This is a genomic window from Rhizobium sp. Leaf384 (assembly GCF_001424065.1).
Taxonomy (GTDB): domain Bacteria; phylum Pseudomonadota; class Alphaproteobacteria; order Rhizobiales; family Rhizobiaceae; genus Ferranicluibacter.
This window is the reverse complement of sequence record NZ_LMQE01000001.1, coordinates 1,116,579-1,134,088: the sequence shown is the minus strand read 5'-3', so window position 1 is coordinate 1,134,088 and position 17,510 is coordinate 1,116,579. Positions and strand designations below refer to the sequence as shown.

Sequence of the window (17,510 nt, the reverse complement as noted above, 5' to 3'; positions counted from 1 at the left end):
TCCGGCTCTGGCGGAGGTCTCGGGTCTCCGGATGCGTTAATAGACTATTAATACCCGTGACCCCCCAAAGGGTCCAGTTTGGACGGCATATTCGCAGTGAAAACCGGCCTCTTTCCTAATGCAAGGTTAATGTACCGAAATGACGCATGTTGCAGTGCAAAATTATGTTGCACCGCAACATAGTGTATGCTAAGAGACCTGGAAAGCCCGTATTCGCCGTCGATACACAGCGAAATACCCATCCAACCAGGACACACCGATGACCCAGGACATCTTCTCCGTCGCAAACTTCGACCCCAGCAAGGTCACGGAAACCTTCCGCGATTTCGCGGAAAAGGGCGCGACGCAGTCCCGCGAAGCCTATGCCAAGATGAAGACGGCCGCAGACGAAGCCGGCAAGACCATCGAGGCGACGGTCGAGAGCGCACAGTCCGGAACGATCGAACTCAGCCTGAAGGCCATCGACGCCCTGCGCACCAATGCCGAGACCTCGCTTTCCCACATGGAGGCGCTGGTTGCCTGCAAGTCGTTGTCGGAAGTGTTCGAGCTTCAGACGGCCTTCATCCGCAAGCAGGCCGAGCTTGCCATGGAACAGGCGCGCGCCATGCAGGAAACGACCCGCAAGGTTGCCGAAAACCTGGTCAAGCCGACCAAGGATGCCGCCGAAAAGGCCATGTCCGGTCTTCCCCGCGCCTGATCCGGCTGCCGAAAGCACCGTGGAAAACACGTGCCGGGCGGGAAACCGCCCGGTTTTTGGCGAATAATCGAAGTTCGGACTTGCCAAACCGAACCCATCGCCGTAATGACGCGACCAAGCGACATGCTTGTTCGTGCGGTTGTAGCTCAGTTGGTTAGAGCGCAGGTTTGTGGCACCTGAGGTCGGAGGTTCGAGACCCCCCAACCGTACCATTTCTTTCTCGCAGATCGTCGAGAGGCCCACTCCAGTCACTGGTATCGACGCTCCGGGGCAATCGACGTTGCTTCCGATGCCGCATACGCGCGGCTGGGCCATCCCCGGATTGCTTCCAGTGAGCTTGTCTGCCGATCTCCTTCCACATGCCTCCTGTTGCTGCCGGTCATGACGACCGGGCAGGGCGTCGGCGATTTCCGACTTCCCGGCCTCTCGACCGGGACGGCAGGACATTGACCGTTCGTACGATTTAACATACGCATTAGTCTATATTTTGGCCTTGGAGGAATGTGATGTCGCGTCGGATCAATTTCATCAATCCTTTCGGGACGACCGCCTATGACGAACTGATCCAGGAGACGCTCGCGCATTATGCGATGCCGGATACCGTTCTCGAGGTGACGCATCTCGAAGGATGCCCGGCCGACATGGACTATTTCTATCCCAAGCACATCGTGGAGGCGGCTTTGTTCGAAGCCGTCAAAAAGGCGGAGGAAGACGGTTTCGATGCGGTGATCAGCGGTTGCTGTTATGACCCCGGGGTGATGGTCTCGCGCGAACTGGTCGATATTCCGGTCATCGGACCGTTCGAGGCGAGCCTCAACATGCTGTCCTTCTACGGTCGCACGGCCGTGATCGTCGCGGACCACGTCAAGGCCGGCGCGCAGATGAAGGACAATGTGAAGCTCTACGGGGCGTCGGACCGCATTCTCGGCCTCGATGTCATCGACTGGTACGTCAAGGACATGGTGCTCGATACCGCTTCCGTTGCCTGCGACGTCGTCGAGCAGACGGCGAAATCCATTGCCCGCACCGGGGCGGAAGCGGTGATCCTGAATTGCACGATCATCGCCGCATCGTACCAGAAATACCTCATGGACGGCGGCGAGCCCGCACCGTTTCCCATCCTGAACCCCAATCTGATGGCGCTCAGCATGGCCGAGACGCTCGCCAACCTGCATCAGAAGGGCGGGTATCGAGTGTCGCGCCTCGGCTATTACGGGCAGCCGAAAGACGCGCATTTCGAGACGGTGACACGGCAGACGCGGCGCGCCTGGCAGGCGGCCAAGGGCGCGTTGCAGGAGAGCTTCTAAGCGAACGTCTCTCCCTTGCGAAGCCTTCCGTCGTGCCGGCAAACCCTTGCGTGGTCATGCGGGAGACGATCCGGGTCGGCGTCTCTTGGCGACTCCCGGGGAGGGGCCGACCGGCGCATGCCGGTCAGCGCGTCGATACCCCGGCGGTCGGGCATGTGCCGCGATCGGCCGGGGTGATGCGCCTCAGGGCGCGGCAGGCTTGCCCGCGCCTCAGGTGGCCGTCCAGCCGCCATCGATCGCGATCGCCTGCCCGGAAATGTAGCTGCCGGCATCGGTGGCCAGGAAGAGCGCGACGGATGCGACCTCCTCCGGCGTGCCTTTGCGTTTTGCGGGGACCAGCCGCTTGTAGGCGTCGGGATCGCTGCCGACGCCCTTCTGCATGTCCGGTCCGTCCGAACCGAGGATGGCGGCGGAATTTCCGCGGATATCGGTCTGGATGACGCCGGGGCAGATCGCGTTGACCGTGATGCCGTATTGGGTATGGGTAACAGCAAGCTGGCGCGTGAGACCGACGACGCCGAATTTCGACGCCGTGTAGGACAAGCCGTCGGCCGCACCCCGCAGGCCTCCGACGGACGACGTGTTGATGATCCTGCCGGAGCCCCGCGTCACCATGTGCTTCAGCGCCGCCCGGCAGCCGAAAAAGGTGCCCTTCAGGTTGATGTCGATGATCTGGTCCCACAGCGCCTCGGTCGTTTCCAGGCAGTCGGCAAATCCATCGAACACGCCGGCATTGTTGACCATGACGTCGATCGCGCCGAATTGACGGAGCGCGCCGTCGACCAGCGCGTTGACATCGGCTTCCTTGCGCACGTCCGTCTTCTGGAAGGTGACGGTCAGGCCCGCCTGCGCGAGGCCCCTGGCGAAGGTCGTGCCGACCTCTTCGAGGATGCCGCCGACGACGACCGCCGCACCGGCTTCCGCGAGCGCCCGCGTGATGGCGGCACCGATCCCGGTTTCTCCGCCGGTGATGACGGCGGTTCTGCCCTTCAAGCTCAATTCCATGGTAATACCCTGTCCATCTGTCGAGAGTTGGTTGCCTGGTAGCAGGCCTGATTATCGGGCAAAGCGCGGCTTCGACGCATTCCACGTCCGGCGCGCATTGTCGAACTCGTCTTTGAAGTGCCCCGTCGGCTTCATGTAGAAACCCTGGCGGGCGAGAAAGTAGCCGCCCTTGCGCTTGAGGTCGGCAAGACCCTCGGCCATCTTGAGAGCCATGAGGTTCGGATTGATGATCGGCACCTCGGACGGCGTGCCGCCCTCCATCAGGTATTCCTGGTAGATCGCGGCGATGATCGTGCAGCCCATGATCACGGTTTCCGAGCCGAAACGCCGGGATGCCTCCCCGGAGAGGCGCACCACATCGGCGGCGACCGATGCCCGGTCGTTGATCATGTCCTTCACGAACCAGTCGATGGCGTCGACGCCGCGCACCGTGTCGCCCTGGCCGTTCAGGCGGGCCTGATCGTAGATATACGGCACCGCCTTGCGATGATCGGTGAGCACCATGGTGGAATGGCCGAAGTTTGCCGCCATCTGGAACGATGCTTCCAGCGGGCCGATGACCGGGATATCGACGAGTTCGCGGGCAACGCGAACCCCGGGATCGTAAAGGCACCCGACGATCACCGCATCGTAGCCCTGTTCTTCGGATGCCAGAACGGCCTCGAACAGCGACTGCTCGATCATGTGCTTGGAATAGAAGAAGTCGATGTCGGAAGGGCAGTTCTCGAGATGCGTGACATCCAGGTTCGTATCCGAAGCCGCGTAGTGGCCGAGCGTCTTGAGGATGATCGCGTCGTAGTTCGCATTTCCGAACGGGTTGATGAAATTTATCCGATTGACCATCGCTGACCTCATATCTGACCCGTGAGAATAATTTTTAGACGCATAAGTCTTCGATCTTCGCAGCCGTCCTGTCAAGCGCGCCCGGGCTGGAAAAATCGGATGTCGCCAACTTGACGTCGCTCCGGGAAAGGACTTACATACTCAATAGTCAGAATTTATGTCGCAAAAGTCAGCACGCGCTGCTGGAGGGTCGCCTTGAAAACCGTCGCCACCGAAATGTTCGGAATCGAAACCCCCGTCTTCGCCTTCAGCCACTGCCGGGATGTGGTGGTCGCAACGTCGAAGGCGGGCGGCATGGGCGTTCTGGGGGCGGCCTGGATGACGCCGGAGCATCTGGAACAGGAACTGAAGTGGATCGACGATCACATCGACGGCAAGCCCTACGGCGTCGACATGATCTTCACCTCCACCGCGTCGGATGTTTCGGGCGGCAAGTCACCCCGCAAGATCCTGCCGGCGGAGCAGGTCGACTACATCAACGCGCTGATGACGAAGGATGGCGTGCCGCCTTTGTCGGACGAGGATGTCGAGGGCTGGTACGAGGATTATGCCAGCAACCTCAGCTTCACCCAGGAGGAGAGCGATGCCCTCTTCGAGGTCGCGATGCGCCATCCGATCAAGCTTGTCGTCAGCGCGCTCGGCGTCGCGCCGCCGGCGATCCTGGATCGGGCGCACGCAGCCGGAATCAAGTTCGGCGCACTGGTCGGCTCCGCCCGCCAAGCGGAAAAACAGGTGGAAGCCGGTGTCGACCTGATCATCGCCCAGGGGACCGAAGGCGGGGGGCACACGGGAAACGTCGCGTCGATGGTCCTGTGGCCCGAGATCGTCGATCTCGTCGCGCCCATTCCGGTTCTTGCCGCAGGCGGGATCGGCAACGGACGGCAGATGGCGGCGGCATTCGCGCTCGGCGCCGAGGGCGTCTGGTGTGGGACCATCTGGCTCGGAACGGTGGAAAGCGAACTGAACCAGGACATGCGGGACGTCCTCTATGCGGCCAAGTCGACCGACGCGATCATCACCTATGGATATACGGGCAAGCCCTGCCGCGCCATTCGCAGCAAGTACACTGAGGCATGGGCGGCGTCCGACGCCCCCAAGCCCTTGAAGGTGCCGCTCCAGTCGATCCTGTCCGGTGAACCTTTCCGGCGGGCGGAGCGCTCGCATCGCAAAGACTGGATGACCTACTCGGCGGGCCAGGTCGTGGGCCAGGTCAACGAGCCCAAGACGGTCAAGCAGGTGATGTACGATATGCTCACCGAATATGCGGAATCGATGGACAGGATGACGACCATCATCGAGAGCGAGTAATCGCGACCAAGGTCAAATCTCCGCGAGCGTTTTAAAAAGTGCTGCGTTATGGTATCAAGCGGCTCTTGTGCCTCGTATTTTCGGGGTGCGGGAGCCGTTTCTACTTTATGATATTTCAAATCTTGAAAATATTAGCGAGTGCTCGTACTAACTCTTGCCAAAAAGACGAGACAAGACTATAAAATGACCGTACGGTATCTTTGTATACTGATAAGGTGGTTCAACAATAATCTCAGAGAGGAACTTGAAATGAAGCGTCTTCTGGCCATGACGGCCATCCTCGCCTTTGCCCACACGGCTTCGGCGTTCGCAGCAGACTGCAGCAACGCCGTGAAGACCGTGGAGAAGGGCAAGCTCACCGTTGCCGCCTACGACTATCCTCCCTTCTCCGTGACATCCGGTACGGGTGCATCCGGCATCGACTTCGACATCGTGAAGCGCGCTGCGCAGGAAAACTGCCTTGAGGTTGTGTCCCTGACGCTCGATCCGGCGGCGACGATCCAGGCTGTGGTCAGCGGCAAGGCGGATGTGGCGATCGGAAGCTGGAACCGTACGGAAAAGCGTGCCAAGGCCGTCTCGATGTCGGCCCCGACCTATCTCGATCCCATGGGCATCTTCTCGAAGGAAGGCTACGACAGTGTGGACTCCTTCATCGGCAAGAACGTCGGGACCGTCCAGGGCTACCTGTGGGTCAGCGAGCTCCAGAAACTCCTCGGCCCCAGCCTGAAGCTGTATCCGACACCCGTCGCCCTGGCGCAGGACCTCGAAGCAGGCCGGATCGACGTGGCTGCCGACGGATACAATTCCGGCGTCTATCTCCAGAAGACGGCCGATGCCTATAAGGGCATCAAGATCGTTCTCTCGAAGCCGGACGAGCGCGTGCAGGCCTCCGTCCAGCCCGCACAGGCTGGTGTCATCTACACCAAGGACAACGAATCCCTCGGGGCTGCGCTCGACAAGAGCATCAAGGCGCAACACGCGGATGGCTCCATCGTCAAGGCGCTGGAAGCGGCCGGCTTCGACAAGAAGGTCGCCGACGTCGGCGAGCCGCGGATGGTGAAGTAACGCTTCCACACTGGCCACGAAAAGAGCCGCCTTGGTCACCCAAGGCGGCTTTTGCATGCCTGTCTTCCCAACATGTCGCGCCTGTGCTCAGCGACGGTATCGGAAACGGCACGGGCCCCCGCGGCGCCCTGCAGGCTGCGATGGCCGGCATTGCACTCGGGACGCCATGAGATGATAAAGACGTTTGTGACAAAGGATCGGAAAGCCGGCTTGCGGCAAGGCGGCCTGCACGATCTGCCATCAGGCCGTCGCGATGGCACGTCGGCAGGCATGCGACAAAGCCGGACCTGTCGCCCCGGAGAGGCGCATGTCCGGCCCGTCCGGCCCTTATGCAGGTTGCCCGAAGTGTGCAGCGGTTTCAGGAAACGACATGCATCAAAACAAGATCTTAGTGCGCGTTGCGTGAATCCTTTTCACGAAACCGCGCTTTAGGCCCAGCCGGCAGCGGCCAGATCGTTTGTCAGGTCTTTGCGATCGCGCGCGTAATCGACGATGTCATCCGGGACCGTGCGGATACGCGTCTTCGACTGGAGCTCTTCGGAAACATGCGCAACCACGCCGGGGAACGTCGACAGCAAAGCAAGGCCGGTCATCTCGTCGGGCGTGAAACCCATCTCGGTCAGGATGGCGGCCATGATGCCGACCTCGTTGATGGCCATCTCAGGCTTGTTCACCCGCTTGATGAAGGCGCGGTGCACGGCCTCGTACCATTCGCACACGTCACCCCAGACGCCGGCTTCGACGGCGATCGCCTTGAGCTTCTGCGCGCGCGGATCGGTGAATTTGAAGTTCGGATGACCGAAGCCACCGACCCGGAGTTTCTTCTCGCGAATTTCGTCCACGGCCACATCGGCGCAGGCGTCGAGCGACGCGCCAGGCTTGCGGTGGGCATCGTAGGTCGCGCGAATGAAGGAGCCTGCGCTGTCGGGAGCAAGCGTATACTCACCGGCGGACAGGATCGCGGTCGCAAGGCCGGCGACCATCGAAGGGTTGCCGGACACACAGTAGCGTGCCGCCACGGTGCCGGGCTTCTTGAGGGAATAGTCGAGGACGGAGCACAGGATCGCGTCCATCATTCTTGTCTGGCCGGGGGTCGGCAACTGGCCCCGGATCAGAAGATATGAGGCGGCGGGAAACGAGAGGGTGCCGATGATGTCGCCGAGGCTATAGCCCCGGATGAAGACATCCGATTCCTCGACATCGCTCACGCTCGTCTTCCACGACTTCTGGATATCGGCCGTCATCACGCAATCCCTCGCTCATCGAAAAGCACGCAGCGATGCGTGCTGCGGCGGCTTTTTGAGTATCAAGGATTAAAATATTTGTCCAGCGAGTATGTTTTTTGATGGATGGGTATTTTTTTGCCGGCACACATGCGCTAACGTCTGATGGCTTGATACGCGGATCTCTCGACGTCCGAGAGACTGTTCGTCGGATGGGCGGGTGCAGGCCGCAGGAAGCCTCGCATTCGGGCGTGCTTGAGCGCCTCCCATGCTAGGATAAGGCCGGTCGGGAAGGGAAACGCTGATGTTGGGAAAGATCGTCGTCGTGGGGGCCAGTTCCGCTGGATGCACGCTCGCACTGGCTGCCCAGGCCGCGGGGCACGATGTGACGCTCGTCGACGAACATCCCCAGGCCATGAAGGACATGAGCTTCGACGCGCCGTGGTTCTACGGTGCCGCGCTCCCCTCGGCCCTCTTGAATGAGAACTCCATCGCGCAGGCTGTTCTTGAAGGAAGTCCGACGTTGATGGAATGTCTCGAAAGCGGTGTCGATCTCCGCGTGTCGACCGTTCTCTGGGGTGCCTTCCGGGACGGCCCGAACTGCGTGAACGTGGGGCGGCCCAAGGTGGGGCTGGTGACCCGCGAAGGCAACGAGATGCTCGAGCATGATACCCTGATCATCGCCACCGGCGTTCGCGACTTCGTGCCGTCGTTCAAGGGCTGGGACCTGCCGGGCGTGTTCGGAGGGAAAGCCGGCATCGCCTTGCTGGATCTCTATCAGGTCTATGAGGGGCGCCGGACCGTCGTGCTTGGAACCTCCGACCTCGCCATGCGCTTCATCCGGTCCGCGCGCGCACGCGGCGTCGAGATCGTCGCGGTCCTCGAGGTCGGAGACGAGGTGGAGGCGGGACCGGAGGCGGCCGCGTGGCTCGCCGGGGAGGGCATCCCCGTCCATCTCGCCCATGTCATCCAGGAGGCGCGAGGCAAGACGGCCGTTGCTGGTGCGACATGCATCTCGCTCGAGAACGGCGCCACGTTTGCCGTCGCCTGCGATACGATCGCGGTCGCGATTGCCACCTTGCCGAATATCGAACTGCCTGCCGCCATGGGCTGCAGGATGCGGTACGAGCCTGCCGTTGCCTCATGGGTGCCCGAGGTCGATGCGCTCGGGACGACCAGCCTGGAGAATGTGTTCTGGGTGGAAGACGAGGGCAGGGCGGAGGGGCTGCTCGCGTTGATCGGCGGACAGGACCACGTCGCGGATGTCCCGTCCCGCGCCACCCTTCGCCGAAATGCCCTCGATTACATCAAGGCCTGGGTCGCAGCGCTCCACCAGACAGGGCAGGACGATGTCGTCCTCTGCCAGTGCGAGACCGTGAGCCGCGGGGCGTTCTGCGGAATGACGCCCCCGACCTACTTGGAAAGCAGGCTGCGGCACGAGCAGACGCCCGTCACCCAGGGCGAAAACCTGAAGGCGCCGCGGATCAATCAGGATTTCCTGAAGCGCATGACGCGCGTCTCGATGGGGCACTGCCAGGGCAAGCGGTGCCGCGACGAGGCAGCGGTCACCCTGTCGATCCGCTTCGGCGTCGATCTCCAGGCCATCCGCCCGGCAAGTTACCGGTTTCCGCTGAGGCCGATCGATCTTGGTGTTATCGCAGATGATGACGAGAGCGATGAGATCCGCCTGAACTGGCAGATGTGGCCCTATGAGACCCGCCAGGACTGACCACCGGCCGACTGGATGAAGCAATGGATAATTTCGACGTAATTGTTGTGGGCGCCGGCATTCTTGGCCTTTCCGTAGCGTATAACGCGCAAAAGGGCGGAGCGAGGGTGCTCGTCCTTGATGCCGGGGCAACGGCCTACGAAGCGTCATCGAGAGCGACCGGCTATCTCAGCCTGCGGGGCGAGACGCCGGCCGAAAGCCCGCTTGCTCAGGAAGCGGAAAAGCTCTGGGACGGGCTCAGCGATGAGCTGGGATATCCGACCGAATGGACGCAGAAGGGCCGGATCTGGGCTGCCTTTCACGAACGGGAGCTGGAGGAGCTGAAGCAGCTCTATGGCAGTTTTCGGAAAACCGATGTCCCCTTCGAGTTTCTGGATGGCGATGCTCTGCGCCAGATGATCCCGTGTCTCAGCGAGACGTGTCTCGGCGGGATCTGGACGCAACGCTCCGGGCACGCCAATCCGCAGCGGACGTCCCAGGCTTTCGCCTGGGCCTTCAGCGATCTGGGGGGCGAGATCCGCGAACACACCCCCGTCCTGGAGCTGCTGGTCGAGGGCGGGAAGGCAAAAGGCGTACGCACCGCCCAGGGTGAACTGCATTGCGGGAAGGTTGCGCTCTGCGCTGCTGCGCACAACACCCTGTTGCTCGATCCGCTCGGCATCCGGTTTCCCTTGGCGCCGGTCCGGCTCGAGGCGCTGGTGACGACGCCGATGCCGCCGCTGTTCGATCAGGCCTTCATCGGGAACGGCTTGTCGATCCGCCAGACGAAGCGGGGAAACCTGCATATGAATGGGGGTCCTTATGAATGGATCGACCTGGATATCGGCAAGGAGGCCGCGAAGCCGAACACGCAGATCGTTCGCAACATCCTGCGTCGTGCAATCGAAACGATGCCCGTTCTCAAGGGCGCGCAGTTCCTGCGGAGCTGGGCCGGCATCGTCGATATGGCACCGGACCAGATGACGACGATCCATGCGTTCGACAATCCGGATGGCTTGGTGACGGCCGCCTGTTCGGGCCACGGCTTCGGCATGGCGCCCGCCGTCGGGATCGCCGTTGCCGAATTGCTCCTCAAGGGCGAGACGCGCATGCCCATCGACCAGCTGTCTCTCGACCGCTTCAAGAGCATTTCGCCCGAATGGCGGACGCGCCGGAACTGGCAGGCCGGGCAATACAACACCTAGCCTCCCGGCAGGCACGGGCTTTCGGGGCAAGGCCGAGCCGGCAAGGGCCGGCGATGGCGGGAACGCGGATACGGAGGACCTGTCATGAGGACATATTCGGGTGTGGTCTATCCGGCCCACACCGACGCCATGGGGCACATGAACGTCCAGTACTACGTTGCCGCATTCGATCAGGCCATGTGGCACCTTGTTCATGCGCTCGGCTATCGGACCGCCTGGCAGAAGGACAGGAACGAGGGGTGGGCCGACGTCCGGCACAATGTCGGCTTCTCCAAGGAGCTGGCTGTCGGCGACCTCTTCTGCGTTGAGAGCAGCATCTCCGCGATCGGCGGCGCGTCCCTGACCAGCTATCACGCGCTCTACGACATGGCGGGCGACCTCTGCGCGTCGAACGAGATCAAATCCGTCTATTTCGATCTTGCTGCTCGCAAGAGTCTGACGCTTCCCGACGAGATCCGGGCAAGCGCCGAGCGACTGCTGGCCGCCGGGTAAGAACAACAGCGATCCCTGAAAAGGACAGCAGGCCATCTCGCCTGCCGGGCCATGTCGCCTGTTGTAAGGCGCGGCCTGCATCTTTGGTCCATGACGACCGCGTCCGCGCTCTGCTGCGCCACCCAGGCGTGGACGCTGGCTGGGAAACATGGATCGCCGGCGCGACAGACGTTACTCTCGGACCGCGTCGGCGGGCCGTTACCCCCAGCGCCATGCCTTCGCACGGTTGAATCGCCACGTTTCCCAAGGCAGGCCCTCGGCTGAAGGCCTGCCATCGCGCGGTTAGAGTTTCGCTGAAAATTCCGGCAGCAGCTCGAACAGGTCGCCAACCAGCCCGTAGTCCGCAACCTGAAAGATCGGAGCCTCTTCGTCTTTGTTGATGGCAACGATGATTTTCGAGTCCTTCATGCCCGCCAGATGCTGGATCGCACCGGAAATGCCGCAGGCGATGTAGAGGTCCGGGGCGACGACCTTGCCGGTCTGGCCAACCTGCCAGTCGTTGGGTGCATACCCGGCATCGACGGCAGCACGCGACGCGCCGACCGCCGCACCGAGTTTGTCGGCCAGTGGAAGGATGACCTCTTTGAACTTCTCCGCGGATCCGAGAGCGCGGCCGCCGGCAACGACGATCTTCGCCGATGTCAGTTCGGGTCGCTCGGACGCGGATATTGCATGGGAGACGAAGGCGGACTTGGCGGAAGAAAAGGCTGCCGCCGTCTTTTCGACGGCGACAGCAGTCGGGCCTTGGGAGGCCGGGGAGAAGGATGCCGTGCGGACCGTCACGACCTGCTGCGCATCCGTGGTCTGGACGGTCTGGATCGCGTTGCCGGCGTAGATCGGGCGTTTGAAGGTATTGGGCGTCACGACGTCCGTGATCTCGGACACCTGCACGACATCGAGGAGAGCGGCCACCCGGGGCATCACATTCTTGCCGATCGATGTCGCTGCCGCCATGATCGTCTGGTAGCCGGATGCCAGGGATCGCACGAGGTCGGACAGCGGCTCGGCGAGCGCATGCTCCAGCGCGTCGTCCTCGGCGATCAGCACCTTGGTCACGCCCTGAAGTCGTGACGCCTGCTCGGCGACCGCCGTCGCACCCTTTCCGGCGACGAGCACATGGACGACGGTGCCGATCTGGAGGGCGGCCGTTAGGGCACGTGCGGTCTGTTCGGAGAGGGTCTGGTTGTTGTGCTCGGCCAGAAGAAGGATGGACATGTGATTTGCTCCTTGTCGCGACCGTTCAGAGAACGGCGTCGGATTTCAGCTTCTCGATCAGCTCGCCGACCGTCCCGACCTTGACGCCCGCCTTTCGGCCGACCGGCTCCTCGGTCTTCAGCACCTTGAGGCGCGGGGCGATATCGATGGGAAACTCCGAGACGGCGCGCTTCACGAGCGGCTTCTTCTTTGCCTTCATGATGTTGGGAAGCGAGGCGTAACGCGGTTCGTTCAGCCGGAGATCGGTCGTCACGACCGCGGGCAGCTCGACCGAAACCGTCTGAAGGCCGCCGTCGACCTCCCGCGTCACCACGGCCTTGCTTCCCGCGATGACGATGCTCGACGCGAATGTGGCTTGCGGCCATCCCGACAGGGCCGCAAGCATCTGGCCGGTCTGGTTTGAATCGTCGTCGATGGCCTGCTTGCCGACGATCACCAGCCCGGACTGCTCTTCGGTCGCGATGGCACACAGGATCTTGGCGACGGCAAGCGGCTCCACGGTGTCGTCGGTTTCAACCAGAATCGCCCGGTCGGCGCCCATGGCCAGGGCCGTGCGAAGCGTCTCCTCGGCCTTTGCGGGGCCGATCGAGACGACGACCTCCTCGGCCTCTCCGCGTTCCCGGATGCGGAGCGCCTCCTCGACGGAGATCTCGTCGAAGGGATTCATCGCCATCTTGACGTTGGCAAGGTCTACGCCGGAACCATCCGGCTTGACGCGGATCTTGACGTTGTAGTCAACGACTCGCTTGACGGGGACGAGGATTTTCATGGTCTCACCTTTGTTTCCAGGCAGCGACAGGACGGGCCGAACGCACCAGCGGACGCGACAATATCAAAACATACGGTATAGTCAAACTAAAATACCAATGGGTCAAATCAGCCTTGCGCCGTGATTGTCTGCGCGCGTGCGCCGACCTGCCCTCGTATCCGACACCCGCAGCCAAACGAAAAAGAATACCCATAAGTATTTTTATCTGGATATTCGGTCTTTTTTGCTGGACATCGGTTTTGTGCGGCGTACCGTTGGCCGACGCAATGGCCGCAATCCGCGACTGGGACAGGGATCCCAGTGGTGAACGCGCGCCTTTAAGGGAGCAGCAGGATGTTGAAAGCAGTCAACGCACCGGGGCAGGGATGGCCGGGACTCTCGCAGGGCGTCGTCATGAAGGGCAGCGGCGTCTTCGTCTCGACCGGACATGTGGGGACCGACGCCAGCGGCGAGCCGATCGTCAGTTCCGTTGAGGCGCAGGTTGTCGCCGTCTTCGAAAACCTCAAGGCCACATTGGCAGCGGCCGACCTCGACTACAGCCATGTGGCGCGCATGACCTGCTTCGTTGCCAACTTCGAGCCGGAAACGCTGGCAGCCATCCGGAAGGTTCGCGCCAACTACTGGAATGCCGCGTGTCCACCCTCGAGCGTCATGGTGCAGGCGGCGCTCTACGATCCGCGTCTCGTTCTCGAAGCTGAAGTCATCGCTGTCGTTCCCTGAAGGCAGGCCCGATCATGAAGACCTATGATGTCGTAATCGTTGGTGGCGGACATAACGGCCTCGTATGCGCCTGCTATCTCGCCAAGGCGGGCTTGAGCGTTTGTGTCGTCGAACGGCAACCGTTTGTCGGTGGCGCCGCTATCTCGCGCGAGGTTTGGCCGGGGTTCACGGTGTCCGTCGCGTCCTACTGGATGAGCATGCTTCAGCCGAAGATCATGATGGATCTCGATCTCGTCGAGAACGGCGTCGAGGTCATTGCCGTGCCACCGAGCTTCCAGCCGTTCGAAAGCGGCAAGAGCCTCGTCTTCTGGCCCGATGACGCGCGCATGGCAGCCGAAGTTGCCAAATTCTCGGTGAAAGATGCGGAAAACTATCCGAGATTTTCAGCCCACATGATGGCGATCGTTCCCTATCTCCGCCGGCTTCTCTGGGAGACGCCGATCGATCCCACGACGGGCAGGATCAAGGATATCGTCAAGACGATGGGGCTGGCCTGGCGCATGCGCGACATCGGATCCCGGGTCTATGACGTGTGGGATCTCCTGACACTGAGCGCCCACGATTTCCTGAAACGCTGGTTCGAGAGCGACGAAATCCTCACCGCGTTCGGCAGCTATGCCTCGGGCTCGGCAGGGCTCATCAGCCCCAAGACGGCTGGATCGGCCTATGTCCTCGCGCGTCCCTATCTTCGCGACAACACCACCCCGGTCGGTGGCGGAGGCCTCGTCAGAGGCGGTATGGGCGCGATTTCGGAGGCGCTTCTCCGCGTGGCGAAGACCGAGGGCGTCCATGTCATCACCGGCCGGCCGGTCAGGAAAGTCGATATTCAAAATGGCCGAGCCGTGGGCATCGAGCTGGTCGACGGCGAGCACATCGCAGCAAGGACTGTGGTATCCAACGCCGGCGCCAAGTCGACCTATTTCGATCTCATCGGCCGCGACCTGCTGTCCGAGGACGTGAAAGGACAGGTCGAGCGTCACCGGACGCGATCGATCGCCTTCAAGATCAACCTCGCCTGCCATGCGCTTCCGCGATGGACGGCCTACGACGAGCGGCGGCTGAACGAGCCCAATCCCGGCTCGGTCACGCTCGCCGAAAATTCCGATGAGTTGGAAGAAGCATTTCACGCCGCCCAGAACGGCGAGATCTCTCCGCATCCCTATCTGTGGATCACGACGCCGAGCGCGTTCGACAAGACCGTGGCCCCGGAAGGCAAGCATGTCGTCCAGATCATGGGCGGCCACGCTCCCTACCGGTTGAAGGACCGCGACTGGGACGAGGCGTCGCGACACGCGTTGCTCGACATCGTCCTGAAACAGATCTGCCGATATGCGCCGGGTTTCGACCAGGAGGTCATCCATGCCCAGATCCTGACGCCCAAGGACATCGAGGAGATGTTCGCCATGGTCGACGGGCATGTCCACCATGGCGAGATGAGCCTCGACCAAGTCTTCTTCCGGCGTCCGATCCAGCATTATGCCGACTACCGCACCCCGATCGAGGCAATGTACATGTGCGGGGCGGCGTGCCACCCGGGCGGGGGCGTAAACGGCATTCCCGGCCACAATGCAGCCCGCGAAATCCTGCGAGACCTCGGCAAGTCCTTCCCGGCGGCCGCGTCACCGGCAACAACGCGGATGCGGTCCAGATGACCGGCGCTCGGCGGCGATGGTTCGCGCGCGCCCCGTCGACGCCTTTCGGGTCGAAGCGGCGATCGTTGCGGATTAGCCGTTGATTTTCTCTTCGGATGCCCATAACATACCAAACAGTCAAATTTATATACCTATACGTCTAATGTCTCTTCCGATGTCGTGGGCGCGGCGCGGCGTTGGATCAGGACCGATTGTCACAGCGGCCAGGGATGGCTGGCCCATTCTTCTCTGCCAAAGACGTGTCCGGCGTGCGGCGAGCGAGGTGTCTCTTTGAACTATCCGATGTTTACCGCAGAAGAGGTCGAGATCGTATCGACCGTCGAACGCTTCATCGAGGAGCGCGTTCGCCCGAACGTCATGGCCTGCGAGCGCGACAGCCTCTATCCGCAAGCAGTCGTCGACGAGATGAAGGAACTCGGCCTGTTCGGGCTCGCCGTCCCCGAAGCGTTCGGCGGCCTCGGGCTTCGCGTGCCGGTCTTCGCGGCAGTGATGGAGGTCGTGTCTCGCGGCTGGACGACGCTCGCGGCCTATCTGAACAGCCATTCCACGGTGGCGCATGCCATCAAGACCTATGGCACGGACGATCAGAAGCGGCGATATCTCCCGGGGCTCGCAACCGGAAAGCATCATGCGTCGCTTTGCCTGACGGAGCCCGGCTGCGGTTCCGACCTGCAGGCGATCCGCGCGACGGCGACCGACGACGGCGATCACTACCGTCTGACCGCGAGCAAGACATACGTCACCAATGGCGACCGCGCGACGCTTCTCCTGACGCTGGTCAAGCATCCCAGGGACGCATCCGAAGCCAAGACCCGTTTCAGCCTTCTCCTTGTCGAAAAGACGTTCCCCGGCGTGCAGGTCACGACCACCTTCCACAAGATGGGAATGGGCCTCGTCGACACCGTCCAGATCGAAATGGACAATGTGCCTGTCCCCAAGGAAAACCTCGTCGGCTTGGTGGAGGGGAAGGGATTTCACCACCTTTTCGAGTCCCTCGAGATCGGGCGGATTGCCATCGGGATCAGCGCGGTGGGTCTGGCGGCCGACGCCCTCTCCGAAGCGGTCCGCTACGCGTCCGAGCGCGTGACCTTCGGGGTCACCATCGACAAGCACCAGGCGATCCAGCTCAAATTGGCGGACATGGCGACGAAGCTGGTCACCGCGCGTCTTCTGACCATGGAAGCGGCTTGGTTGAAGGAAGGCGGGGGACGCTGCGACATGATCAGCGCCATGGCAAAGCTCCACGCGAGCGACGCCGCCCTCGAGGTCGCCCATGATGCGGTCCGGGTCCATGGCGGTGCCGGATACATCCAGGACTATGCGGTCGAGCGTCTGTATCGCGAAGCCCTGCTCTACACGATCGGGGAGGGCACCAACGACGTCAACCGGATCGTCATTTCGCGCCGCATGAGCGGGGCGGAAGAGCGCGCCTATCTGGGATTGGTGCCATGACCACGGTGTGTCTGACCTTCGATTTCGACGCCGTTTCGCTCTGGATCAGTTCGCTGAAGCAGACGACGGCCAATCCCCTGTCGCGAGGCGAATACGGTGCGGCCGTGGGTTTGCCGCGCGTTCTGCGGCTTCTCGAGGAGAAGAAGGTCAAGGCGACCTTCTTCGTCCCGGCACACACGGCGGTGTCGTTCAACAGGCAAGCCTTGAGCATTCTCGAGGCGGGACACGAGATCGGGGTGCACGGCTACTGCCACGAAACGCCGATCGGCCTCAGCCGGGACGCGGAAGCCAGCCTTCTCGACCGCGCGATGGAAAAGCTGCGGACGGCCCTCGGGAGCGATTTTCAGCCGGTTGGCTATCGCTCACCCGCCTGGGATCTCTCGGCAGACTCCATTGCGCTCCTGGAAGAAAGAGGCTTTCTCTATGACAGCAGCCTGATGGCCAATGACTATACGCCCTACTGGGCGCGCCGTGGCTTCGAGGTCTCCGAGGAGATCTACACGGCGGGACCGAAATCCCGGGTGGTCGAGATCCCGGTCGCCTGGGAGCTCGACGATTTCCCGCACTTCATGTTTTTGAACAAGCCGATGTACCAGGGCATGCGGACGCCTGCAGAGGTCTTCGAACTCTGGAAAGACGAATATGATTTCGCAACGACCATCGAAGACGGCGTGTTCACCCTCACGCTGCACCCCCAGGTCATCGGACGCGGCCCCCGCATCGCGATGCTGTCCCGGCTGATCGATCATATGAAGGCGACCCCGGGGACCACGTTTTCAACCGTTGCCGAGGCTGCCCTGACATGGCGCGCAGCGTCGATCGACCCTTCCGCCGAGATCCAGAGATGAC

At 62.1% G+C, this 17,510-nt stretch carries 16 protein-coding genes and 1 tRNA gene; 12 read left to right on the top strand and 5 right to left on the bottom strand.

Annotated elements, in window-relative coordinates:
- Positions 1-259 precede the first annotated feature (259 nt).
- The 3 genes from ASG25_RS05210 (at position 260) to ASG25_RS05200 (ending at position 2,004) form a co-directional block, all read left to right on the top strand.
- Positions 260-697 carry a phasin gene (locus ASG25_RS05210; RefSeq protein ID WP_062470151.1) on the top strand — a complete coding sequence of 146 codons (438 nt, stop codon included), beginning with the start codon at positions 260-262 and terminating at the stop codon, positions 695-697.
- 135 nt (positions 698-832) lie between these two features.
- Positions 833-909 (top strand) — tRNA-His (locus tag ASG25_RS05205).
- Between the two features lie 294 nt (positions 910-1,203).
- Entirely contained in the window at positions 1,204-2,004 is an 801-nt protein-coding gene (locus tag ASG25_RS05200) for an aspartate/glutamate racemase family protein (protein ID WP_062470148.1), read from the top strand.
- A 210-nt stretch (positions 2,005-2,214) separates the two neighbouring features.
- Here the strand turns inward: ASG25_RS05200 and ASG25_RS05195 are convergent, their stop codons facing one another.
- Together ASG25_RS05195 and ASG25_RS05190 are read right to left on the bottom strand one after the other, a co-directional pair.
- A complete protein-coding gene (locus ASG25_RS05195; RefSeq protein WP_062470145.1) occupies positions 2,215-3,009 on the bottom strand; it encodes an SDR family NAD(P)-dependent oxidoreductase in 795 nt (264 codons plus the stop codon).
- 51 nt (positions 3,010-3,060) lie between these two features.
- The gene (locus tag ASG25_RS05190) at positions 3,061-3,852 is read right to left on the bottom strand and encodes an aspartate/glutamate racemase family protein (RefSeq protein WP_062470141.1); all 792 of its coding nucleotides are present in this window, start codon (positions 3,850-3,852) and stop codon (positions 3,061-3,063) included.
- Positions 3,853-4,047: 195 nt separating this feature from the next.
- On the opposite strand from ASG25_RS05190, the gene ASG25_RS05185 reads away from it, so the two are divergent.
- Both ASG25_RS05185 and ASG25_RS05180 read left to right on the top strand, forming a co-directional pair.
- A complete protein-coding gene (locus ASG25_RS05185) occupies positions 4,048-5,160 on the top strand; it encodes a nitronate monooxygenase (protein ID WP_200942754.1) in 1,113 nt (370 codons plus the stop codon).
- 249 nt (positions 5,161-5,409) lie between these two features.
- Positions 5,410-6,225, top strand: coding sequence for a transporter substrate-binding domain-containing protein (locus ASG25_RS05180; RefSeq protein WP_162242165.1), 816 nt, complete (start codon positions 5,410-5,412; stop codon positions 6,223-6,225).
- Between the two features lie 428 nt (positions 6,226-6,653).
- Here the strand turns inward: ASG25_RS05180 and ASG25_RS05175 are convergent, their stop codons facing one another.
- On the bottom strand, positions 6,654-7,469 hold the full coding sequence (locus tag ASG25_RS05175) for a citryl-CoA lyase (protein ID WP_062470138.1): 816 nt from the start codon (positions 7,467-7,469) through the stop codon (positions 6,654-6,656).
- A 283-nt stretch (positions 7,470-7,752) separates the two neighbouring features.
- Between ASG25_RS05175 and ASG25_RS05170 the strand changes: the two genes are divergently transcribed.
- The 3 genes from ASG25_RS05170 to ASG25_RS05160 all read left to right on the top strand — a co-directional run bounded on the left by ASG25_RS05170 (position 7,753) and on the right by ASG25_RS05160 (position 10,853).
- Positions 7,753-9,177, top strand: coding sequence for an FAD-dependent oxidoreductase (locus tag ASG25_RS05170; protein WP_062470136.1), 1,425 nt, complete (start codon positions 7,753-7,755; stop codon positions 9,175-9,177).
- Between the two features lie 23 nt (positions 9,178-9,200).
- On the top strand, positions 9,201-10,361 hold the full coding sequence (locus tag ASG25_RS05165; protein WP_062470134.1) for an FAD-dependent oxidoreductase: 1,161 nt from the start codon (positions 9,201-9,203) through the stop codon (positions 10,359-10,361).
- Positions 10,362-10,445: 84 nt separating this feature from the next.
- On the top strand, positions 10,446-10,853 hold the full coding sequence (locus ASG25_RS05160) for an acyl-CoA thioesterase (protein WP_082475526.1): 408 nt from the start codon (positions 10,446-10,448) through the stop codon (positions 10,851-10,853).
- 282 nt (positions 10,854-11,135) lie between these two features.
- Here the strand turns inward: ASG25_RS05160 and ASG25_RS05155 are convergent, their stop codons facing one another.
- Positions 11,136-12,068, bottom strand: coding sequence for an FAD-binding protein (locus tag ASG25_RS05155; protein ID WP_062470131.1), 933 nt, complete (start codon positions 12,066-12,068; stop codon positions 11,136-11,138).
- Between the two features lie 25 nt (positions 12,069-12,093).
- Entirely contained in the window at positions 12,094-12,837 is a 744-nt protein-coding gene (locus ASG25_RS05150) for an electron transfer flavoprotein subunit beta/FixA family protein (protein WP_062470129.1), read from the bottom strand.
- Between the two features lie 333 nt (positions 12,838-13,170).
- Between ASG25_RS05150 and ASG25_RS05145 the strand changes: the two genes are divergently transcribed.
- The 4 genes from ASG25_RS05145 to ASG25_RS05130 all read left to right on the top strand — a co-directional run bounded on the left by ASG25_RS05145 (position 13,171) and on the right by ASG25_RS05130 (position 17,509).
- Positions 13,171-13,557: a RidA family protein gene (locus tag ASG25_RS05145; RefSeq protein ID WP_062470122.1), complete on the top strand. Its 387-nt coding sequence runs from the start codon at positions 13,171-13,173 to the stop codon at positions 13,555-13,557.
- 14 nt (positions 13,558-13,571) lie between these two features.
- A complete protein-coding gene (locus ASG25_RS05140; protein WP_062470119.1) occupies positions 13,572-15,209 on the top strand; it encodes an NAD(P)/FAD-dependent oxidoreductase in 1,638 nt (545 codons plus the stop codon).
- Positions 15,210-15,491: 282 nt separating this feature from the next.
- Positions 15,492-16,661: an acyl-CoA dehydrogenase family protein gene (locus ASG25_RS05135; RefSeq protein ID WP_062470116.1), complete on the top strand. Its 1,170-nt coding sequence runs from the start codon at positions 15,492-15,494 to the stop codon at positions 16,659-16,661.
- The gene (locus ASG25_RS05130) at positions 16,658-17,509 is read left to right on the top strand and encodes a polysaccharide deacetylase (protein WP_062470114.1); all 852 of its coding nucleotides are present in this window, start codon (positions 16,658-16,660) and stop codon (positions 17,507-17,509) included. Before ASG25_RS05135 ends, ASG25_RS05130 begins: the two co-directional genes overlap by 4 nt.
- The last annotated feature ends 1 nt before the right edge of the window (position 17,510 follow it).